This is a genomic window from Halorientalis regularis (assembly GCF_023698535.1).
GTDB lineage: Archaea > Halobacteriota > Halobacteria > Halobacteriales > Haloarculaceae > Halorientalis > Halorientalis regularis.
This window is the reverse complement of the sequence record NZ_JALJCL010000010.1, coordinates 26,016-46,611: the sequence shown is the minus strand read 5'-3', so window position 1 is coordinate 46,611 and position 20,596 is coordinate 26,016. Positions and strand designations below refer to the sequence as shown.

Here is a 20,596-nt window from a genome sequence, read left to right as displayed (position 1 = left end):
AGATTTAAACCGGCACCCGTCGAACACGTAATTTGAGGCCGCTTTTTAAGTATGCCGGACAGCAATCTTTAAAGCCTGCGAACACAAGTTAACAATTGCCATGATAGACAGGCTTGAGAAGGAAGTAGATATGCTCGAGCGCCATCTGCAGGTCCTCCGGATGGTCATCGAGAACGAGCCGATCGGCATCGTCAAGATGTCGAACGAGACCGGCTACCCACATCACAAGGTTCGGTACTCGCTGCGCGTCCTCGAGGAGGAGAACCTCATCGAACCCTCGAGTCAGGGCGCTATCACGACCGAACAGACCTCCGAATTCGTCGACGATCTCGACGAGAAGATCGATCACATCATCGAGAAACTCGACGATATGAAGATCGAAGACGTCGCCGAAATCGAAAATTAACCGTTCTCTCAGATCTCGGGCACGGAGAGGTTGAAATTCTCCTCGCGCGCTTCCACCAGACAGAGGTGGAAGCCGTCTTTTCGAGAGAGCTTCACGAAGCTCTCGCGTTTGTCACGGCTGAGCAGGCCGCTTCCCGTCGCGTCCGAGGCCGCCTCCATAGCTTCGGGCTCGAAGAAACTCGACGTGACGAGGAAGGCACCGGCCAGTGACTCCTTGGACTCGCCGACCCGCTGTGACGCCGTGATCAGCCCCTCCATCATGCTCTGACTCGCGGGCTGGCGGGACTCGTTCATGTTCGCGACGATCAGCGGGTTCCCCATCCGGTCGCGCAACACCACGTCGAAGCTCTCCTGACTGCGGTGTTCCTCGCCGTCGTCCTGGTACTGGACGGTGATGGCGCCGTTCAGCTCCGCCCGGTCGATCTTCGGGAGCGCGTCGTACAGCGGCCCGAGCGCCTCCTGGTGGCCGGTGTCGCGGATCTCGTAGGGCAGGACCCGCACGACCCACTCGACGAAGCTGTACTGGATCGTGTCCGTGAGGTGGGCCGCGAACGGCTCCCCGTTGACGGCCACGTCGTCGGCCTCGAACTGGGTGTGGAACTGGATCTGCATGTTGTCGTTGACCGCACCAGCCTCGGCGTTCCCGGCGTGGGCCGCTTCGAGCGTCGCGTCGCCCTTCGAGGCGTACCGGACGAAGAGATTCGTCCCCTCGATGGCCTCGGCCGGGCTGAGCCGCTCCCGGTCTGCGACCGACTCCCCACCCTCCTCGGTTCGGAGTTCGTCGATCCGCTGTTCGAGCTGTTCGACCCGCTCGCGGAGTTCGTCACGCTCGGCCGCCAGCTCGTCGCGTTCCGCCTCCAGCTCGTCGCGCTCGTCCTCGACCGCCGCCAGTTCCGATTCGAGTTCGTCGATCTCTTCCTCCCGGGCCTCCAGTTCCGCCTCCAGTTCGTCGATCTCGGCCGACCCAGGGCCGTCGGGTTCCGGGTCCGGCTCCGTTTCGGCCGGTTCCCGGTGTGGTTCGCCCTGTTGACCCTCCGCCCCCGGCCGCTCGGGCTGGCCCCGCTCGCGCTCGCGTTGTGGCGTCCCCTGCCGCGACGCCGGCTCGGGTCCCTGACCCGCTGCTCCCGATCCGCGGCGAGGCTCGTTGTCAGGATTCCCTGCGGGCCCGGGGTCGGGCTCCGAACGCGCGGTCGATTCGGCGGCCGCCGTCGGCCCGTTCCCGGTCGTCGGCCCCTGTTGCCCGTTCCCGTCGTCGGGCTCGCTCGTCCGGTCGGGATCCAGCGACGGGATGGATCGAGTCTCCAGTTCGCCTACGCTGCCGGTACTGCTCTGCTGTCCCTTCTGTCGACTTCGGCCGGACTCGCCTGCCCCCGCCCGCGGTCCGTTCGCGCTCCCAGTGGTCCCGGCACTCCGCGATCCGGTATCGCGTTGCGTGTCTCTCGGCGTCGGCTCTTGCGTGCCCGACCGCTGTTGTCGGGGCTGTGTCTCACCGCTCCGGGAGGACGCCCCGCGGTCGGACCGCTCTCGCTGTTGCTCCGTCCCCGTGGACTCGGTACGCTGGCTCTCACGTCGCGTGCCGCTGGACTGCTGCCGGTCGGGTCCGTCGCGCGTCTGCTCTCCGTCCCGGGTACGTTCGTCACGCGCGGCCGCCCCCGCCGTGCCACCGCTGGCCGTGCCGTCGCGTCCCTGTTCCCGCGTCTCGGCCGACTCCTGCGTGGGTTCGGACGCGGACGGGTTCGACGTGTCCGCCTCTGTCTCCGTGTCCGCCTCCGCTCGCGCGGGTTCGGACCCCTCGGCCGGCGGCGCGCTCGTCTCTTCGGCGTCGTCGGCAGCCGGCTCCGTCTCGTCGATCTTCGCCTCGCCGGTGTCGTCGTCGGCTGTCGACGGGTCGGCCGGGGCGTCCGACTCGGCCGGCTCGTCGGCGGCCGGTTCCGCACTGGCAGCCTCGGACTCGGTGTCGGCGTCGGTCGCCGCCGCAGTTGCCGCATCGGCCTCCGTCGCCGATCCGCCGCTCGCGGGCTCGGTGGGTTCCGGGAGCTCGACGACCTCGATGTCGACGGGTCGCACCTCGTAGATGCCGACCTCATCGTCGGCTTGGTCGAAGGCCTCGTCGTCGATCAGGAGCTTTTCGCTCGCGCCGACCCAGGCGACGCTCATCGAGCGGCCCTGGTGGTAGACCAGATAGTAGTCCCCGCTGAGGACGTTCTCGGACAGTTCGACGTAGCCCGTGAAGTTCCCCTGCGTGAGCGTCCGGTCGACTTCCTCGATGCTCGTCTCCTCGGTGTAGTACTGGGCGCGGACCTCGTCGCTGCGCTCCTGCATGACCGAGAGCAGCGGCAGTGCCGGGGAGGGGGCCTGGTAGGCGGTCCCCTCCGCGTCCTCGAAGTCCTCGATGGTGCCGTCGAGGATACCGATTACCCGGCCGGAGGTCATGCAGAGTCGCGTCGGTCCCGCCGCGACGATACCGGAGAAGTCGTCGTCAGCCAGGTCGTGCAGGCCGCGGTACCCGCCGGAGAACGGGCGGGAGTCCCAGTCGTCGACCTGCTCGACCGCGCGTGTCGTCATTACCTCACACAAGTCCCATGCGGTCCTAATACTTTGCGGGGAAAACGCGGCCCGCCGGACGTGACCCGGTGAGCCGGGGGTCGATCCGGCCGGAACGGGCACCGAATCCCCGAGACCGCATCCCGTGTTCGTAAGCTTCAATGCCGCCAAGTGTGGACGGGAGACCATGGAACTGCGGGTCATCGAGAAGACCGACACCGAACTCTCTATCGAGATCGCGGGCGAGGATCACACCTTCATGAACGTTCTGAAAGGCGCACTGCTGGAATCGGACGGCGTCGAGGCCGCGACGTACGACGTGAACCCCGAACAGTCCGGTGGCCAGACCGAGCCGATTCTGACGGTCAAAACCAAGGAAGACATCGACGCACTCGACGCGCTCGAAGCCGGTGCCGAACGCGTCATGGAGAAAGCCGACGACTTCCGGTCGGCCTACGAGGCGGCGGCCTAACAGACGATCCGCGTCACGTAGAGGACGCCGTCCGGCCCGGCGTGGAGGTCGACGCCGATCGATTCTTCCGATGCGTCCTCGAAGGAGCTGGTCTGGTCGTAACTCGCCACCAGCCGCCGCGCCAGTTCGCGCTCCGTGGGCGTGTCGCTCGCCCGGTTCAGGTCGTAGGAGTACGTCGCGGGCGCGTACCCGCCCGCGCAGTCGTCGCCGAGCCGGGACCCAACTTCTGACTCGTCGACGGTCGGGCGTTCGTCGGTGTACTGTGCCCGCACCACCTGCTGGTTGATGTACGTCGCCGCCGAGGCCAGGTTCTCGTCGGCGGTCAGATTCGCGAATCCATCGGCGGACCGGCGCGCGTTCAACTCCTCGACGTAGGCCGACTCCACGTCGGCGAACACCAGTCCGTCCGTAGCGGTGGCGTTCCCGGGCACCGGTGAAGCCGGAGAGATTCCTGGAATCTGGACGATACCCAGGACTCCGAGTGCGAGGTACGCCACCAGCGCGGCTACGCCGAGAAAGAGCACGACGAGTTTGGCGTCGAGGACGTCGAGATAGCTCACGTCGGCGCTCGGGGTTCGGTCGGAACTGTCCTCGAGCATTTCTTCGACGATTTCGTCCTCGTCGTAGCGCAACTCCCGGCGTTCGAGTTTCGCGTTCCCACACCGGTCACAGGGCGGCGTGTGCTTGGGGTGGTCGTTGCCACACTCCGTGCAGATCCAGGCGTAGGTCTTCGCGGCCTCCTCGTCGTCGGCTTCGGGAGCCATGGGCACGACTGCCTTCTCGAACTCGCTGTGGCCACAGTTGCCACAGGGTGGATCGTTGCGCTCGTGTGGCTTCCCACAGTGCTCACACCGCCACTTCATCGACCGGAGCGAGGGACCGGGGGACGGAAAGGGTGTCGGTCGGGCGACGCGACCGTAGCGAGCAGAAGAAGACCGACGGGGAAATCGACCCGGCCGTCAGAACAGCGCGGCCGCGGCGTCGAAGGCCGTCCCGGAGACGACGCCGAAGGCCGGCAACAGGAGGAAGGTCACGATGGCGGCACCGACGACGGCCGCGTAGAGGCCGGTCGGGTACGACGAGACCTCGAAGTCACCTGCGGGCTCTTCGATCCACATCGCCTTGACGACCCGGGAGTAGTAGAACAGCGACAGTGCGCTGTTGACGATCAGCGCCGCCGCGAGCAGGTACGCACTCAGCGTGGCGGCGCTGGCCGTCGCCGACAGGAGCGCCCACTTCGAGAGCGCGCCGCCCCCGATGGGCAGGCCCGCGAGGCTGAACAGGAAGATCGTCATCGCGAAACAGGCGACCGGTGCCTGCTTCGCCAGCCCGTTGTAGTCCTCGAAGGTCCGGCCGACGCCCCAGTACTCGACCAGGGCGACGAACAGGAACGCGCCGGTGTTCATGAACCCGTAGACGAACAGGTGGAGCATGCTGGCCCCCAGGGCGTAGCCCTGGTTGGCCGTCCCGGTCACGATGGCGATGCCGATCAGCGCGTAGCCGGCGTGGCCGATCGAGGAGTACGCCAGCATCCGCTTGACGTTCTCCTGGGTGGCCGCGGCGAAGTTCCCGAGCGTCATCGTCACCAGCGCCAGCACGGTAAAGGCGAGCGTCCAGTCGAGGGTGCCCGCGACGACTTCGAGCGGGAACGCGGTGACGAACACGCGGAACGCCAGCACGAACCCGGCGGCCTTCGAGGCCGAGGAGAGGAACCCCGAGATTGGGGCGGGTGCGCCCTCGTAGGCCTCCGGGGCCCAGAAGTGGAAGGGCACGGAGGCGGTCTTGAACGCGAAGCCGCCCGCGACCATCAGGATGCCCACGCCGAGGACGCCGAGCGTCCCCTGTCCCGCGACGCCGCCTCCGAGTGCCGTCGCGATTGCGGGCAGTTTCATCACGCCGGTCGTGGCGTACACCAGGCTGATCCCGTAGACCAGCACGGACGAGGAGACGGCGCCGATCAGGAAGTACTTCAGGCCCGCCTCGACGCTCCCACGGTTGTTCTTGAGGAACGCGACCAGGCCGTAGGACGGGAGACTGGACAGTTCCAGCGCGACGAACGCCGTCGCGAGGCCGTTGGCCGAGGCCATCAGCGTCATCCCGGTCGCCGCGAGCAGGACGAGCGCGTAGTACTCCGCCTGGTGGGCGCGGTCGGCCAGGTAGTCGTAACTGGCGACGCTCACCAGCGCGGTCACGCTCGCGAAGATGAACGTGAAGAACAGGCTCATCCCGTCGACGACGAGCTGGCCGTTGAACAGCTCGATCGCGCCGCCGGTCCGGGGCATGCCCGTTCCGGCTACCAGGTACCAGCCCGTGACGACCATCGCCAGGACCGAGCCCAGCGTCGCGACGCCGGCGAGCAGGCCCGGCGAGTCGTCGTCCGGATCGATGCTGTCGACGAGCAACAGGGCGAGCGCGGTCAGCCCGAGCAGGAGTGTCGGGGCCAGCGCCGCCCAGTCGGGCAACGTACTCTGTGTCTGGAGTGGAATCATCAGGCACCACCTCCCAGGCCCAGTGCCGTCACTTCGAACACTGCGTCCTGGATCATCCGGTAGAACAGATCAGGCGCGACGCCCAGCGCGATGACCAGCGCCAGCAGGACGAACAGCGGCGCCACGTCCTGTAGCGGGGCACGCCCGATCTCGTAGTCCGTTTCGAGCCGGAAGGGCCCGAACAGCGTCTTCTGCATCGCACGCAGCAGGTAGCCCGCCACGATCACGATGCCGAACATCGCGATTCCGGTAAAGAGCGGGGCCATCGGAATCGTCGTCGACCGGAACGCGCCCATGAACACCAGCACCTCGGCCGCGAAGCCGCTCATCAGCGGCAGGCCCATGTAGCCGAAGGCGGCCGCGACGAACACGCCCGCGGTGACGGGCATCCGGTCGGCCATCCCGGACATGTCGCCGATCATCCGGGTGTGGGTCTCGTTGTAGATGACGCCGACCGCCATGAACATCAGCCCGGAGATCAGGCCGTGGCTGACCATCTGGAACGTCGCCCCGCCGACGCCGTGGGGCGTGAACGCGATCAGCCCCAGGATGACGTACCCCATCGAGGAGATCGAGGAGTAGGCGACGATCCGCTTGAGGTCCTGCTGGGCCAGCGCCAGCAGTGCCCCGTAGATCACCGAGACGACCGCGAAGATGGCGATGAGCGCCGCGTTGGCCCGCGCCACGTCCGCAAGCATCGTGAAGTTGAACCGGAGCAGTGCGTAGGTCCCCATCTTCAGCAGGACACCCGCCAGCAGCACCGACACGGGGGTTGGTGCCTCGACGTGTGCGTCCGGCAGCCACGTGTGGAACGGGACGACCGGGACCTTGACCGCGAAACCGAAGAACAGCGCGGCGAAGGCCGCCAGTTTCACCGTGCCGGGGCCGAAGCCGCCGACGCTGCCGAGCTGTCCCGCTTCGAGTGCCTGCGCGATGGCCGGCAGGCCCAGCGTGCTGATGGAGTCACCGAGACCGAATACCAGTGTGAAAAAGCCAGCGAACATCACGAGGCTGGCCACGTTGGTGTAGACGAAGAACTTGATCGCGGCGTACTTCCGGCGTGGCCCGCCCCAGACGCCGATGAGGAAGTACATCGGCACGAGGACGGCCTCCCAGAAGACGAACCACAGCAGGAAGTCAAGCGCCGCGAAGACGCCGATCAGCGCGGCCTGCATGAACAGGACCAGCCCGTAGAACTGGGACTCCCGTTCGTCGATGGGCGTCCACGCGCTGACGATGGCCAGCGTGGTCAGGAGCGTGGTCAACACGACCAGCGGCATGCTCACGCCGTCGAGACCGACGTGCCAGCTGATCGCGTACGGCCCGAGCGTGATCCAGTTCGCCACCGTCTCGAAGGCGGGCTGCCCCCCTTCGAGCAGGGCGTTGCCCGTGCCGTCGAAGATGCTGTACATCCACAGGCTCACGCCGACGGGGACGAGACTGAGAACGGCTGCGAACTGGCCCGCGTACTCGTCGGGGACGAGGAAGACCAGTCCCGCCGCCATCAGCGCGAAGACGATGAGCAGTTCGACCAGCATTCAGAACCACCCCCCGACGATGCCGAAGGCGATCAACAGGAGCGCGAGCCCGATGGTCAGCAGGGCCGCGTAGTTGGAGACGACGCCAGTCTGAATCCGTCGGACGCGGTCGCCCGAGAACAGGCTCACGCTAGAGATTCCGTTGACGACGCCGTCGATGATTCCCTGGTCGAACGTGTCGGCCACGCGGGCCAGTGGGAGGGTCACGCCCTCCGCCAGCCACACCTGATACTCGTCCTGGTAGTAGTTGTGCATGAGCAGCGTCCGCAGACCGCCGAGTTTCTTCGTGTGTTCGACCGGCTCCGGCACCGCGTACAGCCGGTAGGCCAGTCCGACACCGGCCAGTGCCAGCCCCAGCGACAGCGCCGCGGAGAGCAGCAGCGTCGTAATCTCGGAGCCGGCGATGTAGCTCGCTTCGATCCCAGCGACGTTCTTCAGAATCGGCTCGTAGTGTTCGAGCCCGGTCAGGAACTCCGCGTTGAGCGTCTCGGAGCCGACCAGCCACTTGTGGAGGAAGTCGATCTTCAGCCCGGTCAGCTTCTTGATCGGCACCATGTTGATGAAGCCGATAGTCGCCGCCAACACGCCGAGGATGCCGAGCGGGAGCTTCACGTTCCAGCGCACCGACTCGGGGTCCTCGGCCGTATCGGACCGGGGCTCACCGTGGAAGGTCAGGAAGACCATCCGGAAGGTGTAGAAGCCGGTCAGGAAGACGGCCAGCAGGCCCATCGCCCACGCGACGAGCAGGACCGGGTTACCGAGGCCGTGGATCAGTGCCTCGTACAGCACTTCGTCCTTGGACCAGAAGCCCGCGAACGGGACGATGCCCGCCAGCGCGAGCGAGCCCGAGAGGAACGTCCAGTAGGTCACGGGCATCTTTTCTTTGAGGCCGCCCATGTCCCACATGTTCTCGTTGTGGTGCATGGCGATGATGACCGACCCCGCGCCGAGGAAGAGTAGGGCCTTGAACACGGCGTGGGTGGTCAGGTGGAAGACCGCGGCGACGTACCCACCCGAGCCCAGCGCGAGCATCATATACCCGTACTGAGAGATGGTGGAGTACGCCAGCACCTGCTTGAGTTCCTGTTTGACGACGCCCATCGTCGCCGCGAACAGGGCGGTGAAGCCACCGATCAGCGCGATGATGGCCATCGTCGTCGGGGTCAGCAGGTAGAACCCGTACATGCGCGCGACCAGATAGACACCGGCCGCGACCATCGTCGCCGCGTGGATCAGCGCGGAGACGGGGGTCGGACCTTCCATCGCGTCGGGGAGCCACGTGTGTAGCGGGAACTGCGCCGACTTGCCCACGACGCCACCGAGCACGAGCAGGCCCAGGATGGTGAACCACTGCTGGGCCCCCATGCCGACAGCCGAGAGGAACTCACTGACCGGCCCGGGCATCTCCCCGGTGATCGCCTGCTCTGCCATCGCGGGGAAGCCCGCCTCCGTGGCGAACAGGCCCGTGCCGAAGGTGGCGAAGATGCCGACGACGCCGATCAGGAAGAAGAAGTCACCGAAGCGGGTGACCAGAAAGGCCTTCTTCGCGGCGCTGGGCGGTGCATCCTCGCGGAACCAGAAGCCGATGAGCAGGAACGAACACAGGCCCACCAGCTCGAAGAACATGAACGCCATCAGGATGTTGTCCGCGAAGACGAACGCGAGCATGCTGAAGCTAAAGAGCGAGAGCGAGGCGTAGTACCGGGGGAGCCCGGTCTCGTCCTCGTCGTTCATGTAGCCAAGCGAGAAGACGAACACGAGGAGCGAAATCAGCGAGACGATCAACAGCATCAGCGAGGAGAGTGGATCGACGAAGACGCCGAGATGCAGATCGAAGGTGCCGATTCCCGTCGCGAAGGTCCAGATCTCTTCGTGGTACGCGGTCTCCGAGCCGAGGAAGCCCGCGACCGTCAGCGCGGTCCAGATCGAGATGAGCAGCGAGCCGGCCGTCGCGAAGATGCCGGCCAGCGCACCCTTCTTGGGCATCCACTTCCCGAAGGTCAGCGCGACCACGAACGATACGAGTGGCAGCACCGCGATCGCCGGAACGAACTCGAATGCACTCACCATCTTACCACCTCATAGTCGTCGGTTTGGTCACGTCGATGTCCGCGAAGTTGCGGTACAGCACCAGGATGATCCCGATTCCGATGGCGACCTCGGCCGCGGCCAGCGCCATCGTGAACAGGCTGAACACCTGTCCCGTGAGGTTCCCCCACTGGTAGGAGAACGCCACGAGGTTGATGTTCGCCGCGTTGAGCATCAACTCGACGGACATCAGGAAGATCAACGCGTTACGCCGCGTGAGGATGCCGAACAGCCCGATACAGAACATCGCGGCCGACAGCAACAGGTAGTACTCGGCCGGGACCATTCAGTCGTCACCTCCGTCCCGTTTCTGGTCACGCCCGCCGTCGGTCAGCACGCCGCGGATGGACCCGTCGTCTCGCCGGGCCAGCATGACGGCGACGACCAGTGCGGCCACCAGCACGAGGTCGATGATCTCGAACACTATCAGGAAGTTCTCGCTCGGGAACGTAGCCTGGTCGGGCATGTCGAACATCGCGTAGCCGATGCTCGCCGTGATCGACCCCTTGTCACTGAACCCTGCCGCACCGGGGAACCCGGCGGTGACGAAGACGGCCGCTAGCACGGCGAAGAGACCGATGGCGGCGATCCCTGCCGCCCAGTTGACCTCGTTCGCCAGCCGTGGGCGGGTCGTCATGTTGCCACCTCGGACGACTCCGCCGGCTCGTCCTTGCGAGTGAGCATCACGGCGAAGGTGATCAGGATCAAGACGCCGCCCACGTACACGAGTATCTGCATCGTTGCGACGAACTCCGCGCGCAACATCACGTAGTGGATCGCGACGCTGAGCAACGCGACGCCCAGCATGAGCGCTGAGTGCCACATGTCCCGTAAGAGGACGACGCCGAGGCTGCTCGCGATCGTGACGAACGCGAACAACCCGAATGCTATGGTTTCGTACAGTGCCATCTTACTTCACTCTCCAATCGGCGGGCCTTTGAAGATTTCTTTATCAGATTCGCGCGTGCGTCTCGGAGATCGGGTTCCCGACCGAGACGCGTCGGTTTGCCCGCCGGTGTGATTGTCGTGTGTCATGTGCGTCTGGTGTTACGTGTCGTTCAGACGGATCGGGGAAAAAGCTGCACCCGGACGGCGGCCGGTCGCCCGTGGTTACTGGTAGTCGAGTTCGCCCTCGCCTTCGCCGATCCACGCGCCCCGGTCCGGTTCGCGGGACTCCAGCGGATCGATGTCCTTGTACCAGGGAACGTTCTTGAGCTGTTCCTTGTTATAGGCGAGTTCGTCTTTCGTGTCGGCGGTGAACTCGAAGTTCTGGGTCAGCAGGATGGCGTCGACGGGGCAGACCTCCTCACAGAGCCGGCAGTAGATACACTGCCCGATGTGGAGGTTGTACTCCTCACCGTTGCGCTGCTCGTCGGTGACGATCTGAATCGTGTCGTTGGGGCAGACGTTCTCGCACTGCCGACACCAGATACAGCGCTCCTGGCTGAACTTGTGGACCCCGCGGAACCGGGGGCTCACTTCGGGTGCTTCTTCCGGATACTCGACGGTGAACGTCTCCCCGTCGAGCGCGTGTTTCATCGTCGTCGCCATGGATTTGAGCATTCCGATCATGGGTTACCTCCGAATACGCCGTCGATCATCAGGCGATCACCCCGACGATGATCGCCGTCAGGACTAGATTGGCGAAGGAGAGTACGAGCATCCCCTTCCAGCCAATCTCGATGAGCTGGTCGATACGAACCCGGGGCAGCGCCGACCGCGCCCACTGGGTGAACAGGAACACTGCCCAGATCTTGATCAGGAACCAGACGATCCCGGGCAGGACCGGCCCGGTCGGCCCGCCGAGGAAGATCGTCGTGATGATCGCACCACCGAGGAAGATGTGGATGAACTCCCCGAGGTACATCAGCACGAAGTACACCGAGGAGTACTCCGTCTGGTACCCCGCGACGATCTCGGTCGGTGCCTCCGGCGTGTCGAACGGGTTCCGGCCGACCTCGGCCAGATTGGCCACCAGGAAGAGCACGAACGCGAACGGGTTGACGAACGCGTACCACGACGGGATTCCGATACCGGCGATGGTCACGAGCGTCTCGGTCTGGGCCGCGACGATTTCGCTCATCCGGAGCGTGCCGGCGAAGAGGACCACCGACACGCCCGTCAACACCAGCGGAATCTCGTAGGCCAGGTTCTGCGCGACCGCGCGCAGTCCGCCCAGCATCGAGTACTTGTTGTTCGACGCGTAGCCAGCCATCACGAGGCCGATCGAGGCCAGCGACGCGACCGCGAACACGTACGCGAGACCGACCTCGGGGTCGGCGACCTGGACGCCGCTCCCCATCGGAATGACGGCGAAGCCAAAGAGCGCGGACCCTGCGATGATCAGCGGCGCGAGGTCCCACGCCGGGCGATCGACCTTCTCGGGGACGATCAGTTCCTTCGACAGCAGTCGCACCGCGTCGGCCACGATGATCATCAGGCCGAAGGGTCCGATCCGGTTGACTGCGATCCGGTCGGTAAAGGCCGCGGTGATCTTCCGCTTGGCCCACGGCCCCGCGATAGCGACGTTCACGAGCATGAACGTGCCGACGATGGCCGACGCGATGATCGCCGCGATGAAAAACTGCAGCGGATCGTTCGCGTTCAGGCCGAGCAGCCCGGCGATGGTGTCCGACAGCGTCATCAACGGTCCACCTCGCCCATGATCGTGTCCAGGCTACCCAGCGACGCGATCAGGTCCGCGATGTACTCGCCCTCGGCCATCTCCGGGAGCGTCTGCAGGTTGGAGAACGACCCGCCGCGGATCTTGAACCGGGCGGGACTGTCGGTCCCGTCCGAGCGGATGTAGATCCCGAGTTCGCCCTTCGCGGCCTCGACGGACTTGTAGACCTCCGTGTCCGGTTCGGGCTTGATCGTCCGGGGGACGTTGGCCTGAATCGTCCGGTCCTCTTCGGGCCAGTCCTCCAGCAGGTCGACACACTGGTTGATGATCTTGGCCGACTCCTCGACTTCCTGGAGCCGCACCAGCAGACGGGCGTAGTTGTCACAGCCCTCCTCGGTGACCACGTCCCAGTCGAGCTTGTCGTAGTAGCCGTACGGGTCGTCGCGCCGAACGTCGTAGTCGATCCCCGAGCCACGGGCGACCGGCCCCGTCGCGCCGTAGTTCTTGGCGACCTCGGGTTCCAGCCGGCCGGTGTCGACGGTCCGGACCTGCAGGATCTCGTTGCTGGTCAGCAGGTTGTGGTACTCCTCCAGTTTCTCGGGCAGGTCGTCGATGAACGCCCGGATCTTCTCGAAGAACTCCTCGCGGGGTTCGGGCAGGTCCCAGGCGACCCCGCCCAGCCGGAAGTAGTTGAACATCAGCCGCTGGCCGGTCAGGTCTTCGAGGATGTTCTGGACCGTCTCCCGGTCCTGCATCCCGTACATGAAGGTGGCGGTGAAGTCCCCGACGACGTCCAGCGCGTACGCGGCCACCGCGAGCATGTGCGAGAGAATCCGCGACAGTTCGCCGGACATCGTCCGGATGACCTGCGCGTACTCGGGCACGTCGATGTCGGCCAGTTCCTCGGCCGTCCGGGCGTAGGCCCACTCGTTCAGCAGGCCCGCACCGCCCCAGTCCCACCGGTCGGGGTAGGGCATGATCTGGTGGCGGTAGGTGCCCTGCTGGCACATCTGCTCCTCACAGCGGTGGATGTAGCCGATGTCGGGCTCCACGTCGGCGACCTGCTCGCCGTCCAGCGTGGCCTCCACGTGGAGGACGCCGTGGGTCGCCGGGTGGTGGGGCCCGATGTTGAGCATCATCGTGTCGCTGTCGTCGTTGAGCCGCTGGTCCTCCTCGAGCGGGTTCTTGTTCTCCCGCAGCGTGACGATCTGGGGCTTGGTCTGGTCGTAGTCCATCGAGAGCGGATGCCCCTGCCAGGTTTCTGGCAGGAGAATCCGCCGCATGTCCGGGTGATCCGCGTACTCGATGCCCACCAGGTCGTAGGCCTCCCGCTCGTGCCAGTCGGCGGTCCGGAACACCGGTTCGGCCGACTCCGAGACGGGATCGTCCTTGCTGGTGGGGACGACGACGCCGACCTCCTGGGTCCGGTCGTCGTACTTCGTCATGTGGTAGATCGTCTCGTAGCGATCCTGGTACTCCTGTGCGGTGACGCAGTTCAGGAAGTCGAAGCCGGCCTCTTCCTTCAGCGCCGACAGGGTGTCCTGCACGGCGTCGGGCCGGATGACGAACGCCTCGGCGTTGAGGTGTGTCTCCCGGTCCAGTACCGCGTCACCGAGCAGGGATTCGAGTTCGTCGTAGTTGACCTCGCCCGCTTTCGTGAGGCCCACGTCGCGTGGTCCCGGTTCTTCCAGACTCATGGCGAATCAACCCAGTTGTACCGCATGACGAGATCGTCGTGGTCGATCTGCTCGGCGAGTTTCTCGACGAGTTCGTCCCGCTCGAGGTCGCCGAACTCCTCCAGTTCGTACGGTTTGACCGTCACGGGCGCGGACTCGCCGTTCGCGACCCGTTCCTGGAGCTTGGCGATGCCGTAGATCAGGGCTTCCGGGCGAGGCGGACAGCCCGGGACGTGGATGTCGACCGGGATGACCTCCTCTGCGCCCTTGATCACGTTGTACCCCTCCTGGAACGGTCCGCCGGAGATGGTACACGAGCCCATGCCGACGACGAACTTGGGCTCGGGCATCTGGTCGTACACCCGCTTCATCCGCGGGGCGAACTTCGAGACGATGGTCCCGGGGACGATGATCACGTCGGCCTGTCGCGGCGAGGCCCGCGGGACGCCGGCCCCGAACCGGTCGAGGTCGTGCTTGACCGAGTACGTGTGCATCATCTCGATACTGCAGCAGGCGATCCCGAACTGCAGCATGAACATCGACGAGCCCCGAACCCAGTTCATGAACTTGTCGAACTTCGTGAGGATGAACGGGGACGAGCCCAGCGCCTTCCGGAGCGGGGAGTTGAACCGGTTGTCCGCGCCCTCGCCCATGCGGGCTTCCTGTGTCGACTGTCCGGTATCGGCACCGACCGTATCCGTTAGTTTGTCTTGACTACTCATGTGTTATCTGGCATCCTTCCGTTTCTCGGCCCGCGGCGAGCGGACCCACTTGACCGCGCCGTTGCGCCACGCCCACCCGAGACCGACGACGAGAACGCCGATGAACACCAACATTGGACCCAGCGTCCTCGTCAGGCCGACGCCGTTCTCCAGCGCGCTGCGGTAGATGACCGTCCACGGGAAGATCAGGACGGTCTCGATGTCGAAGATCACGAACAGCAGCGCGACCATGTAGTACTGGATGTTGAACCGGATCCGGGTGTCACCGGTCGGAATCTCACCGCTCTCGTAGGTGGAGCGTTTTCCCTGCTCGGGCACGCTGGGTCGGAGAAGCTTCGATATCACCATCATCCCGACTGGGATGAGAAGACCGACCAGCGCCAGCGCCCCGATGGCTATCCATGGATTGCCCATCCGTGTACACCTATCGTTCTACGGGTTGGGGACGGTGCCATATAAGGGTTCATAGATTCCACGCGCCGGAAAACCACCGTCCAGACCGTTGACAGAAGCTCGGTCGCCCGCCCATCGGGCGATCAGGGTCGCTGGAAGTCGGCCAGCCGGTAGTCCTGATCGCTCGTATCGACTGCCAGCGCGAACGGCCAGTCGTACTTCACGCAACTCGTCGGACCGGTCTCGTTCCCCGTGATCCGGAGTTCCATGGTGTAACAGGTCTCGCCGGCGACGGTCGCCGTACCGGTGACCTCCGCCCTCGCCTCGTCCCAGCTCACCGCGAACCCGTCACCCACGGTCACGTCGTCGCCTTGGACCGTCCAGGAGTTGCCCACGGTCAGATCGCGGCCGTAGGCGATGAGTACCGGTATTCTGACGTATCGGAACTCGCTGCCGACGGAGCCCTCGGTGATCGTCTCCGTGAAGATACTCGACTGGATCCCGGTGCTCGTATTCGAGTACGGACCGACGGTGACGTTGACGGTGATCTCGTCGTCCAGCAGTGGCCGCCCGTCCGGCGCGGCCGTGACGACCCACGACATCCGGGTCGTCGTGTCGGAGTAGTTGGCGAGGTAGCCGTACGCCTCGCTCTCGTTGAACAGGAAGACCGTGCTCCACTCCTCGTCGACCGCTGGTTCGCCGTCGGTCCCGTCGCCGCCGGTCTCGTCGCCGCCGGTCACCGTGTCGGTCGTCGCGACGGGCGTCTCCGTCACCGTCACAGTGTCCGTCCCCGCCGGGTCGTTGTTGGCACCGCCGCCGCTACAGCCCGCCAGGACGAGCAACAGCGCCAGTAGTACTGTACCCCCGACCATCCGCGTCCGCAACGTCCCCATAGAAACCCCTACTGCAGTCTGGTGTTTAGTTCTACTGAATGGTCACTGTCGGTGAAAAAGCCGATTCGGCCCGTGTCTACGGTCGGTCGTAGTCGACCAGCACGAACGAACTCGTCTGCGTGCTCGTCTGGGTCTCGCCGCCGGTCGTGGTCCGGGTCTGGAGCTCGAACGTGGCCGACAGTGCGAACGGCCAGCCTTCCTTGACACAGCCGCTGAACGTCTGGTTCTCCGTATTCGCCTCGAACGTGTAACACTGCGTACCCGAGACCTGAGAGGTGCCGGTCACGCTCACGTCGATCTCCCGGGACTGCTGCTGGGTCTGGAGCCCGCCCGACTCGAATTCACTGCTCGACACGGTCCAGGAGTTCCCCGGCGAGAGTTCCCGCCCCTGGACGAACAGCTGTGGGACCTGCATCAACAGGAACGTGAACGCCTGGGCGTTCTGGCTGGAGCCACCGAAGATGTCCCCCTGCGGCCCCGTGAGCGTCGAGGTCTGGGTCCGGCCGCCGAAACTGCTCGACAGGTCGACCGTCACCTGTCCGTCGCTCACGTCCGTGACCGTCCAGGAGTATTCGCTGGTCCCTCCCTGTGCGGCCTCGCTCTCGTAGGTGTAGGATTCTCCCTCCTGCCACTCGTACTCCACCGCCGGGACGTCCGCCTCGCCACCCGCCTCGGCCTCGCCACCGGCCGTCATCTCGGCACTGCTCGTCCCGTTCGTGTCTGTCGATTCGTCCGGAGCCTCCGTCGTCGCGGGGCCGCCACCACCCGAACAGCCCGCCAGGATCATCGTCGCGGCCAAAAGTATCGCCACGATGACTTGTCGGTTGCCACTACTGAGCATACCCGGTCTTCGTCGGAATGGTTGAAAAATCTATGGGATCAGTCAGTTTCGACTCGGTCCGGCGAGTTCGGGTTCCGTCCCGCGGTTCACTCGTCTCTCGTCTTGAACGCTGGCGTCCCGAGTTCGTGCAGGTCGCGTGAGACCTCGGCCACGCCGTCCTGCAGTCCCTCGTGGTAGTCGACGAGGCGGTCACGCAGCGCCCCGTGCTGGCGGGCGAGGTACTGGACCGCCGACAGTGCGGCGTTGAACGACTTCCCCGCGTCGACGGCGGTCAGCGGCGCGCCCTGTGGCATCCCGATCACCGAGTCGACCGACTTCTCCTGGACCGGAACGCCGATCACCGGGAGGGGATAGGCGATGGAGGCGGTCATGTTCGGCAGGTCCGCCGACTTCCCGCCCGCGCCGGCGATGATCACGTCCAGCCCGCGGTCCTCCGCCGTCTCCGCGTACGCGTACATCAGTTCCGGCGTCCGGTGGGCCGAGACGACGAACGTCTCGAAGGTGAACCGCGCCTCGGGTGGGTCGTCGTAGCTCGTTTGCTCCTCGAATCCCAACTCATCGGTCAGGGCGTCGTACGCCCCGGGACGGCCCGACTCGGAGCCGGCCATCACGTCCAGGTCCGAGTCCGAACCCATGACGATCCCGATTTCGGGCGTGTCTTCGGCTGGTCTGTCCCGCGTTGCTTCCTCGCGCAGTTCCTCGATCAGTGCGTCGACGGTGTCGCTCATTCGAAGCTGAGTTCCTCACGTAGTTGCCGTGTCGATGCCAGTAGTTCGTCGGTGCCCTCGCCGTCGCCCGTCAGCGTGACGTGGCCCGTCTTCCGGAGCGGGTAGACTTCGCGTTTCCCGTACCAGTGGAGGTGCGCGCGGTCGCGCTCGAAGACCGCCTCCTCCCCGGTGAGCCGCGCTTCCCGCCGCTCGTCCCCGTCGCCCAGGATGTTGACCGAGACGGTCGGGTCGCGGCGCTCGGTCGACCCCAGCGGGCGGCCCGTCACGGCCCGGACGTGTTGCTCGAACTGGGAAGTGTGACACCCCTCGATTGTCCAGTGGCCGGAGTTGTGTGGTCGCGGGGCGATCTCGTTCAGCAGGATCTCCTCGCCCGTGTCGAACAACTCGATGCCGTAGACGCCCCGGCCCGCCATCTCGCCCAGCACGTCCAGGGCCACCTCGCGGGCGGCGTCGATTCGTTCCTCCGGTGCCCGCGCGGGCGAGACGGATTCCCGGAGGATCTCTTCCTCGTGGATCGTCTCGGTGACGGGGAAGGCGTCGGTCTCGTCGGCCCCTTGACAGCCCATCACCGCCAGTTCGCGCTCGAAGGGGACGAACGCCTCGACCATCGCCGGGCCGGCGATCTCGTCCATCGCCGACGCCACGTCCTCGCGGGTCTCGACGAGGACGTTGCCGCGCCCGTCGTAGCCCCCCTGTCGCGCCTTGAGCATCGCGGGCGTCCCGAGGTCGTCCAGTGCCGCCTGCAGGTCTTCGACCGAGTCGACCTGGCGGAACTCCGGCACCGGAATCCCCGCGTCCCGGAGCCGTTCCTTCTGGACGAGTTTGTCCTGGATCAGCCGGAGGGTCTCCGGCGCAGGGTGGACCGGAACGCCGGTCGCCTCGCTGACCGTTTCGAGCAGATCGGGGTCGGCCAACTCGATCTCGAAGGTGAGGTAGTCGGACCGGTCGGCGAGTGCTCGCAGGGTCTCGGGGTCGTCGAAGTCGCCGACGACCTGGTCGCGGACGACCGGCGCGGCCGGCGCGTCCGGGGTCGGGTCCGACACTACCAGTTCCACCCCGAGCGGTGCCGCGGCCTCGCCGAGCATCCGGCCGAGCTGGCCACCCCCGACGACGCCGAGGGTCGGGCCTGGCGACGTGAGTGTCATCGACCGGCGCTTCCCCGGGCACGCGCTTAAGCATTGTCAACCCGGGAGCCGGTGGGGAACCGTCGCGGCGATCATTCGGGCGGCGTCGCCGACGCGTTCACCTCACCGACGTAGTCGGGGTGGATCAGAAAGACCGTCTCGGTCCCGTAGGTCCGGAGCTCGTAGGTCGCCGTCCAGTACTCCGGGAACTGCGCGCGAGCCTGTGCCTCCTCGTTCTCTTGATCGTCCTCGTCGTTCTCGTCGTGGGCCCGCACGATGACGACCGGCGGCTCCGACTCGGCCGCGTCCTCCAGTTCGAAGCTGCTGTCGGCACAGCTCACGTTCGCACCGCTCTTGTTGAAGTACCACGGGAGCGGCAGGGCGTTGAACCAGTCCGCGCACGCGGGGGCGAGCGTGACCCCTCGCTCGTCTTTGGGCACCAGCTGCGAGTCCCGTGGGTAGCCGTCGTAGACGAAGTCCGTCGTCGCGTTCGTCCCACCGTCGACGAAGAAGTCGCCGTACAGCAACACGTCGGTCCCCTCGTTGGCCGCCGCGGCCATCTCCATGCTGTCCAGCGCCGGCCGCAGATCGTCACCCGGCTGTGCGTACTGCACCATGGCGTTCTCGCCCTCCTGCGCCTGTGGTGCGAGGTACACGCCGTAGACACCCATTCCGACGACGAAGCTGACGGCGACGATCACGACGACCGCGGCTGCACCCATCCCGACGGGGTCGTCCTCGGCGAGTGCGTCCCGGCCCCACCGGAGCACGAGCCCCAGTCCCACCGCCGCGGGGATGGCCAGCGGCACCACCGCGTGCAGCGCCGCCCACGGGGCCTGGATGTCCGTCACGATGGGGTAGCCCAGCACGGAGACGAACCCACAGTAGAACGAGAAGGCCACGAGGTCGCGGGGCCGCTCCCCGGAGTAGCGGTCGACGACGAACCCGATCACCGCGAACACGACGAGCGCGAGCGCACCGTACCCGAGCGTCTCGGCCAGGTCGCCGAGATAGGGGATGTACGCGTGGTCGCTCATTCCGCCGTCGATCCACAGTCCGTAGAACTCTTTCCACGAGCCGACGATGGCGCGGTCGACGACGGTGACGAACATCCCGAGGTCTCCCTGGCCGATGGCGTTGTACAGACCCACGTCGCCGGGGTCGCCGTCCCGAGGTCCGTAGAAGAAGACGATGATCGCAAAGAACTCAAGGGTCGCGAGCAGGATCCAGTGGGCCCAGTTCCAGAGGCCGTAGATCAGGCCCACGACCCGCTCCTTGCAGATCGTCGTCCACGCGCGCTCGCCGTCGCGTGCGAGGAAGAGCCGGTGATCCAGCAGGAGGACCAGCGCGCCGATCCAGGTGACCGGGTAGATCAGCGCGTTCTCTTTGGCTGTCAAGGCGAGCGCGACGCCGGCGACGCCCAGAAAGAGGTACCGGGCCTGCTGGAAGTCGATCAGGCGGACGAAGGCGACGACCGCCCCGAACATGAAGAAGGCGACGATGGGATCGCCCCGCATGAACCGCGAGTAGTACAGCAAGAGTGGGTTGGCAGTCAGAAAGAGCGCCAGGAGGGCGACCTCGATATCCTGGAGCCGGTGCCGGAGGCCGAGCGCGGCCAGTGGCGTCAGTCCGCCCAGCAAGGCCACGACTGCTCGCATCCAGAAATCGGTGGCCCCGAACACGCTGAACAGGACGCCGTTAACGTGGTGGTAGAAGGGACCGTGGATGATCGCGCGATACGCGTAGTCGCCGGTGTGGACGTACTGGAGGATCCACCAGCCCACTCGCCCCTCGTCCCAGTGTGCGATCCGCTCGCCGAGAAACAGGAAGCGGGCGAACAGCGCGAACGCGGCGATCCCGGCGACGACCAGCACGAGGCGGTCGACGCCGAACCACGTGGGGAGGGCGGATTCGGACCGCTGGGCGGCGGATTCCGTCGTGGAATCGTCGTCCTCGACCGTTGCCATTGTCGGTCCAGTCTGTCCGGGGATTTAGAATCCTTCTGGTTGCAACCGAATACTGTGTCCCGGGGGACACGTCTCTCGACCGCCGAACGGTAT

20 protein-coding genes are annotated in these 20,596 nt (G+C 65.8%); 2 read left to right on the top strand and 18 right to left on the bottom strand.

What is annotated here, in order from left to right:
* The first annotated feature begins 100 nt into the window (after positions 1 to 100).
* Positions 101 to 406, top strand: a complete 306-nt coding sequence (locus MU521_RS13665) for a hypothetical protein (RefSeq protein ID WP_092693407.1) — start codon at positions 101 to 103, stop codon at positions 404 to 406.
* An 8-nt stretch (positions 407 to 414) separates the two neighbouring features.
* On the opposite strand, the gene MU521_RS13660 is transcribed toward MU521_RS13665, so the two are convergent.
* Positions 415 to 2,970: a DUF7527 domain-containing protein gene (locus MU521_RS13660; protein ID WP_092693408.1), complete on the bottom strand. Its 2,556-nt coding sequence runs from the start codon at positions 2,968 to 2,970 to the stop codon at positions 415 to 417.
* A 166-nt stretch (positions 2,971 to 3,136) separates the two neighbouring features.
* Between MU521_RS13660 and MU521_RS13655 the strand changes: the two genes are divergently transcribed.
* Positions 3,137 to 3,421: a DNA-directed RNA polymerase subunit L gene (locus MU521_RS13655; protein WP_092693410.1), complete on the top strand. Its 285-nt coding sequence runs from the start codon at positions 3,137 to 3,139 to the stop codon at positions 3,419 to 3,421.
* On the opposite strand, the gene MU521_RS13650 is transcribed toward MU521_RS13655, so the two are convergent.
* The 17 genes from MU521_RS13650 to MU521_RS13570 all read right to left on the bottom strand — a co-directional run bounded on the left by MU521_RS13650 (position 3,418) and on the right by MU521_RS13570 (position 20,503).
* Positions 3,418 to 4,284, bottom strand: a complete 867-nt coding sequence (locus MU521_RS13650; protein ID WP_092693411.1) for a hypothetical protein — start codon at positions 4,282 to 4,284, stop codon at positions 3,418 to 3,420. The genes MU521_RS13655 and MU521_RS13650 overlap by 4 nt on opposite strands.
* A gap of 96 nt (positions 4,285 to 4,380) precedes the next feature.
* Positions 4,381 to 5,910 (bottom strand): NADH-quinone oxidoreductase subunit N, encoded by a 1,530-nt coding sequence (locus MU521_RS13645; protein ID WP_092693413.1) that lies wholly within the window; start codon positions 5,908 to 5,910, stop codon positions 4,381 to 4,383.
* Positions 5,910 to 7,448: a complex I subunit 4 family protein gene (locus tag MU521_RS13640; protein WP_092693414.1), complete on the bottom strand. Its 1,539-nt coding sequence runs from the start codon at positions 7,446 to 7,448 to the stop codon at positions 5,910 to 5,912. Before MU521_RS13640 ends, MU521_RS13645 begins: the two co-directional genes overlap by 1 nt.
* Complete coding sequence (gene nuoL, locus MU521_RS13635) at positions 7,449 to 9,518, bottom strand: NADH-quinone oxidoreductase subunit L (RefSeq protein ID WP_092693416.1); 2,070 nt, start codon at positions 9,516 to 9,518, stop codon at positions 7,449 to 7,451.
* Position 9,519: 1 nt separating this feature from the next.
* Entirely contained in the window at positions 9,520 to 9,822 is a 303-nt protein-coding gene (gene nuoK, locus MU521_RS13630) for an NADH-quinone oxidoreductase subunit NuoK (RefSeq protein WP_092693418.1), read from the bottom strand.
* A complete protein-coding gene (locus MU521_RS13625; protein WP_092693420.1) occupies positions 9,823 to 10,173 on the bottom strand; it encodes a hypothetical protein in 351 nt (116 codons plus the stop codon).
* On the bottom strand, positions 10,170 to 10,445 hold the full coding sequence (locus tag MU521_RS13620; RefSeq protein WP_092693422.1) for an NADH-quinone oxidoreductase subunit J: 276 nt from the start codon (positions 10,443 to 10,445) through the stop codon (positions 10,170 to 10,172). The genes MU521_RS13625 and MU521_RS13620 overlap by 4 nt, the downstream gene beginning before the upstream one ends.
* A 201-nt stretch (positions 10,446 to 10,646) precedes the next feature.
* Positions 10,647 to 11,108, bottom strand: coding sequence for a NuoI/complex I 23 kDa subunit family protein (locus tag MU521_RS13615; protein ID WP_092693424.1), 462 nt, complete (start codon positions 11,106 to 11,108; stop codon positions 10,647 to 10,649).
* 28 nt (positions 11,109 to 11,136) lie between these two features.
* Complete coding sequence (locus tag MU521_RS13610; protein WP_092693425.1) at positions 11,137 to 12,180, bottom strand: complex I subunit 1/NuoH family protein; 1,044 nt, start codon at positions 12,178 to 12,180, stop codon at positions 11,137 to 11,139.
* A complete protein-coding gene (locus MU521_RS13605; protein WP_092693427.1) occupies positions 12,180 to 13,856 on the bottom strand; it encodes an NADH-quinone oxidoreductase subunit D in 1,677 nt (558 codons plus the stop codon). Before MU521_RS13605 ends, MU521_RS13610 begins: the two co-directional genes overlap by 1 nt.
* Positions 13,853 to 14,557, bottom strand: a complete 705-nt coding sequence (locus MU521_RS13600; RefSeq protein ID WP_092693429.1) for an NADH-quinone oxidoreductase subunit B — start codon at positions 14,555 to 14,557, stop codon at positions 13,853 to 13,855. Before MU521_RS13600 ends, MU521_RS13605 begins: the two co-directional genes overlap by 4 nt.
* Positions 14,558 to 14,560: 3 nt before the next feature.
* Positions 14,561 to 14,971 carry an NADH-quinone oxidoreductase subunit A gene (locus MU521_RS13595; RefSeq protein WP_092693431.1) on the bottom strand — a complete coding sequence of 137 codons (411 nt, stop codon included), beginning with the start codon at positions 14,969 to 14,971 and terminating at the stop codon, positions 14,561 to 14,563.
* 122 nt (positions 14,972 to 15,093) lie between these two features.
* On the bottom strand, positions 15,094 to 15,843 hold the full coding sequence (locus MU521_RS13590) for a hypothetical protein (RefSeq protein WP_092693433.1): 750 nt from the start codon (positions 15,841 to 15,843) through the stop codon (positions 15,094 to 15,096).
* Between the two features lie 76 nt (positions 15,844 to 15,919).
* Entirely contained in the window at positions 15,920 to 16,684 is a 765-nt protein-coding gene (locus MU521_RS13585; RefSeq protein WP_092693435.1) for a hypothetical protein, read from the bottom strand.
* 86 nt (positions 16,685 to 16,770) lie between these two features.
* The gene (locus MU521_RS13580) at positions 16,771 to 17,412 is read right to left on the bottom strand and encodes an AIR carboxylase family protein (RefSeq protein ID WP_092693437.1); all 642 of its coding nucleotides are present in this window, start codon (positions 17,410 to 17,412) and stop codon (positions 16,771 to 16,773) included.
* A complete protein-coding gene (locus MU521_RS13575) occupies positions 17,409 to 18,557 on the bottom strand; it encodes a 5-(carboxyamino)imidazole ribonucleotide synthase (protein WP_092693439.1) in 1,149 nt (382 codons plus the stop codon). The genes MU521_RS13580 and MU521_RS13575 overlap by 4 nt, the downstream gene beginning before the upstream one ends.
* A gap of 71 nt (positions 18,558 to 18,628) precedes the next feature.
* Positions 18,629 to 20,503, bottom strand: a complete 1,875-nt coding sequence (locus MU521_RS13570) for a flippase activity-associated protein Agl23 (protein ID WP_092693441.1) — start codon at positions 20,501 to 20,503, stop codon at positions 18,629 to 18,631.
* Positions 20,504 to 20,596 lie beyond the last annotated feature (93 nt).

Bases quoted from the DNA above. Each gene is read 5' to 3' on its own strand.
- MU521_RS13600 (WP_092693429.1), bottom strand. From the start codon at position 14,557: ATGAGTAGTCAAGACAAACTAACGGATACGGTCGGTGCCGATACCGGA.
- MU521_RS13575 (WP_092693439.1), bottom strand. From the start codon at position 18,557: ATGACACTCACGTCGCCAGGCCCGACCCTCGGCGTCGTCGGGGGTGGC.
- MU521_RS13595 (WP_092693431.1), bottom strand. From the start codon at position 14,971: ATGGGCAATCCATGGATAGCCATCGGGGCGCTGGCGCTGGTCGGTCTT.
- MU521_RS13570 (WP_092693441.1), bottom strand. From the start codon at position 20,503: ATGGCAACGGTCGAGGACGACGATTCCACGACGGAATCCGCCGCCCAG.
- MU521_RS13660 (WP_092693408.1), bottom strand. From the start codon at position 2,970: ATGACGACACGCGCGGTCGAGCAGGTCGACGACTGGGACTCCCGCCCG.
- MU521_RS13625 (WP_092693420.1), bottom strand. From the start codon at position 10,173: ATGACGACCCGCCCACGGCTGGCGAACGAGGTCAACTGGGCGGCAGGG.
- nuoK (WP_092693418.1), bottom strand. From the start codon at position 9,822: ATGGTCCCGGCCGAGTACTACCTGTTGCTGTCGGCCGCGATGTTCTGT.
- MU521_RS13585 (WP_092693435.1), bottom strand. From the start codon at position 16,684: ATGCTCAGTAGTGGCAACCGACAAGTCATCGTGGCGATACTTTTGGCC.
- MU521_RS13665 (WP_092693407.1), top strand. From the start codon at position 101: ATGATAGACAGGCTTGAGAAGGAAGTAGATATGCTCGAGCGCCATCTG.
- MU521_RS13605 (WP_092693427.1), bottom strand. From the start codon at position 13,856: ATGAGTCTGGAAGAACCGGGACCACGCGACGTGGGCCTCACGAAAGCG.
- nuoL (WP_092693416.1), bottom strand. From the start codon at position 9,518: ATGGTGAGTGCATTCGAGTTCGTTCCGGCGATCGCGGTGCTGCCACTC.
- MU521_RS13580 (WP_092693437.1), bottom strand. From the start codon at position 17,412: ATGAGCGACACCGTCGACGCACTGATCGAGGAACTGCGCGAGGAAGCA.
- MU521_RS13645 (WP_092693413.1), bottom strand. From the start codon at position 5,910: ATGATTCCACTCCAGACACAGAGTACGTTGCCCGACTGGGCGGCGCTG.
- MU521_RS13620 (WP_092693422.1), bottom strand. From the start codon at position 10,445: ATGGCACTGTACGAAACCATAGCATTCGGGTTGTTCGCGTTCGTCACG.
- MU521_RS13615 (WP_092693424.1), bottom strand. From the start codon at position 11,108: ATGATCGGAATGCTCAAATCCATGGCGACGACGATGAAACACGCGCTC.
- MU521_RS13655 (WP_092693410.1), top strand. From the start codon at position 3,137: ATGGAACTGCGGGTCATCGAGAAGACCGACACCGAACTCTCTATCGAG.
- MU521_RS13610 (WP_092693425.1), bottom strand. From the start codon at position 12,180: ATGACGCTGTCGGACACCATCGCCGGGCTGCTCGGCCTGAACGCGAAC.
- MU521_RS13590 (WP_092693433.1), bottom strand. From the start codon at position 15,843: ATGGGGACGTTGCGGACGCGGATGGTCGGGGGTACAGTACTACTGGCG.
- MU521_RS13650 (WP_092693411.1), bottom strand. From the start codon at position 4,284: ATGAAGTGGCGGTGTGAGCACTGTGGGAAGCCACACGAGCGCAACGAT.
- MU521_RS13640 (WP_092693414.1), bottom strand. From the start codon at position 7,448: ATGCTGGTCGAACTGCTCATCGTCTTCGCGCTGATGGCGGCGGGACTG.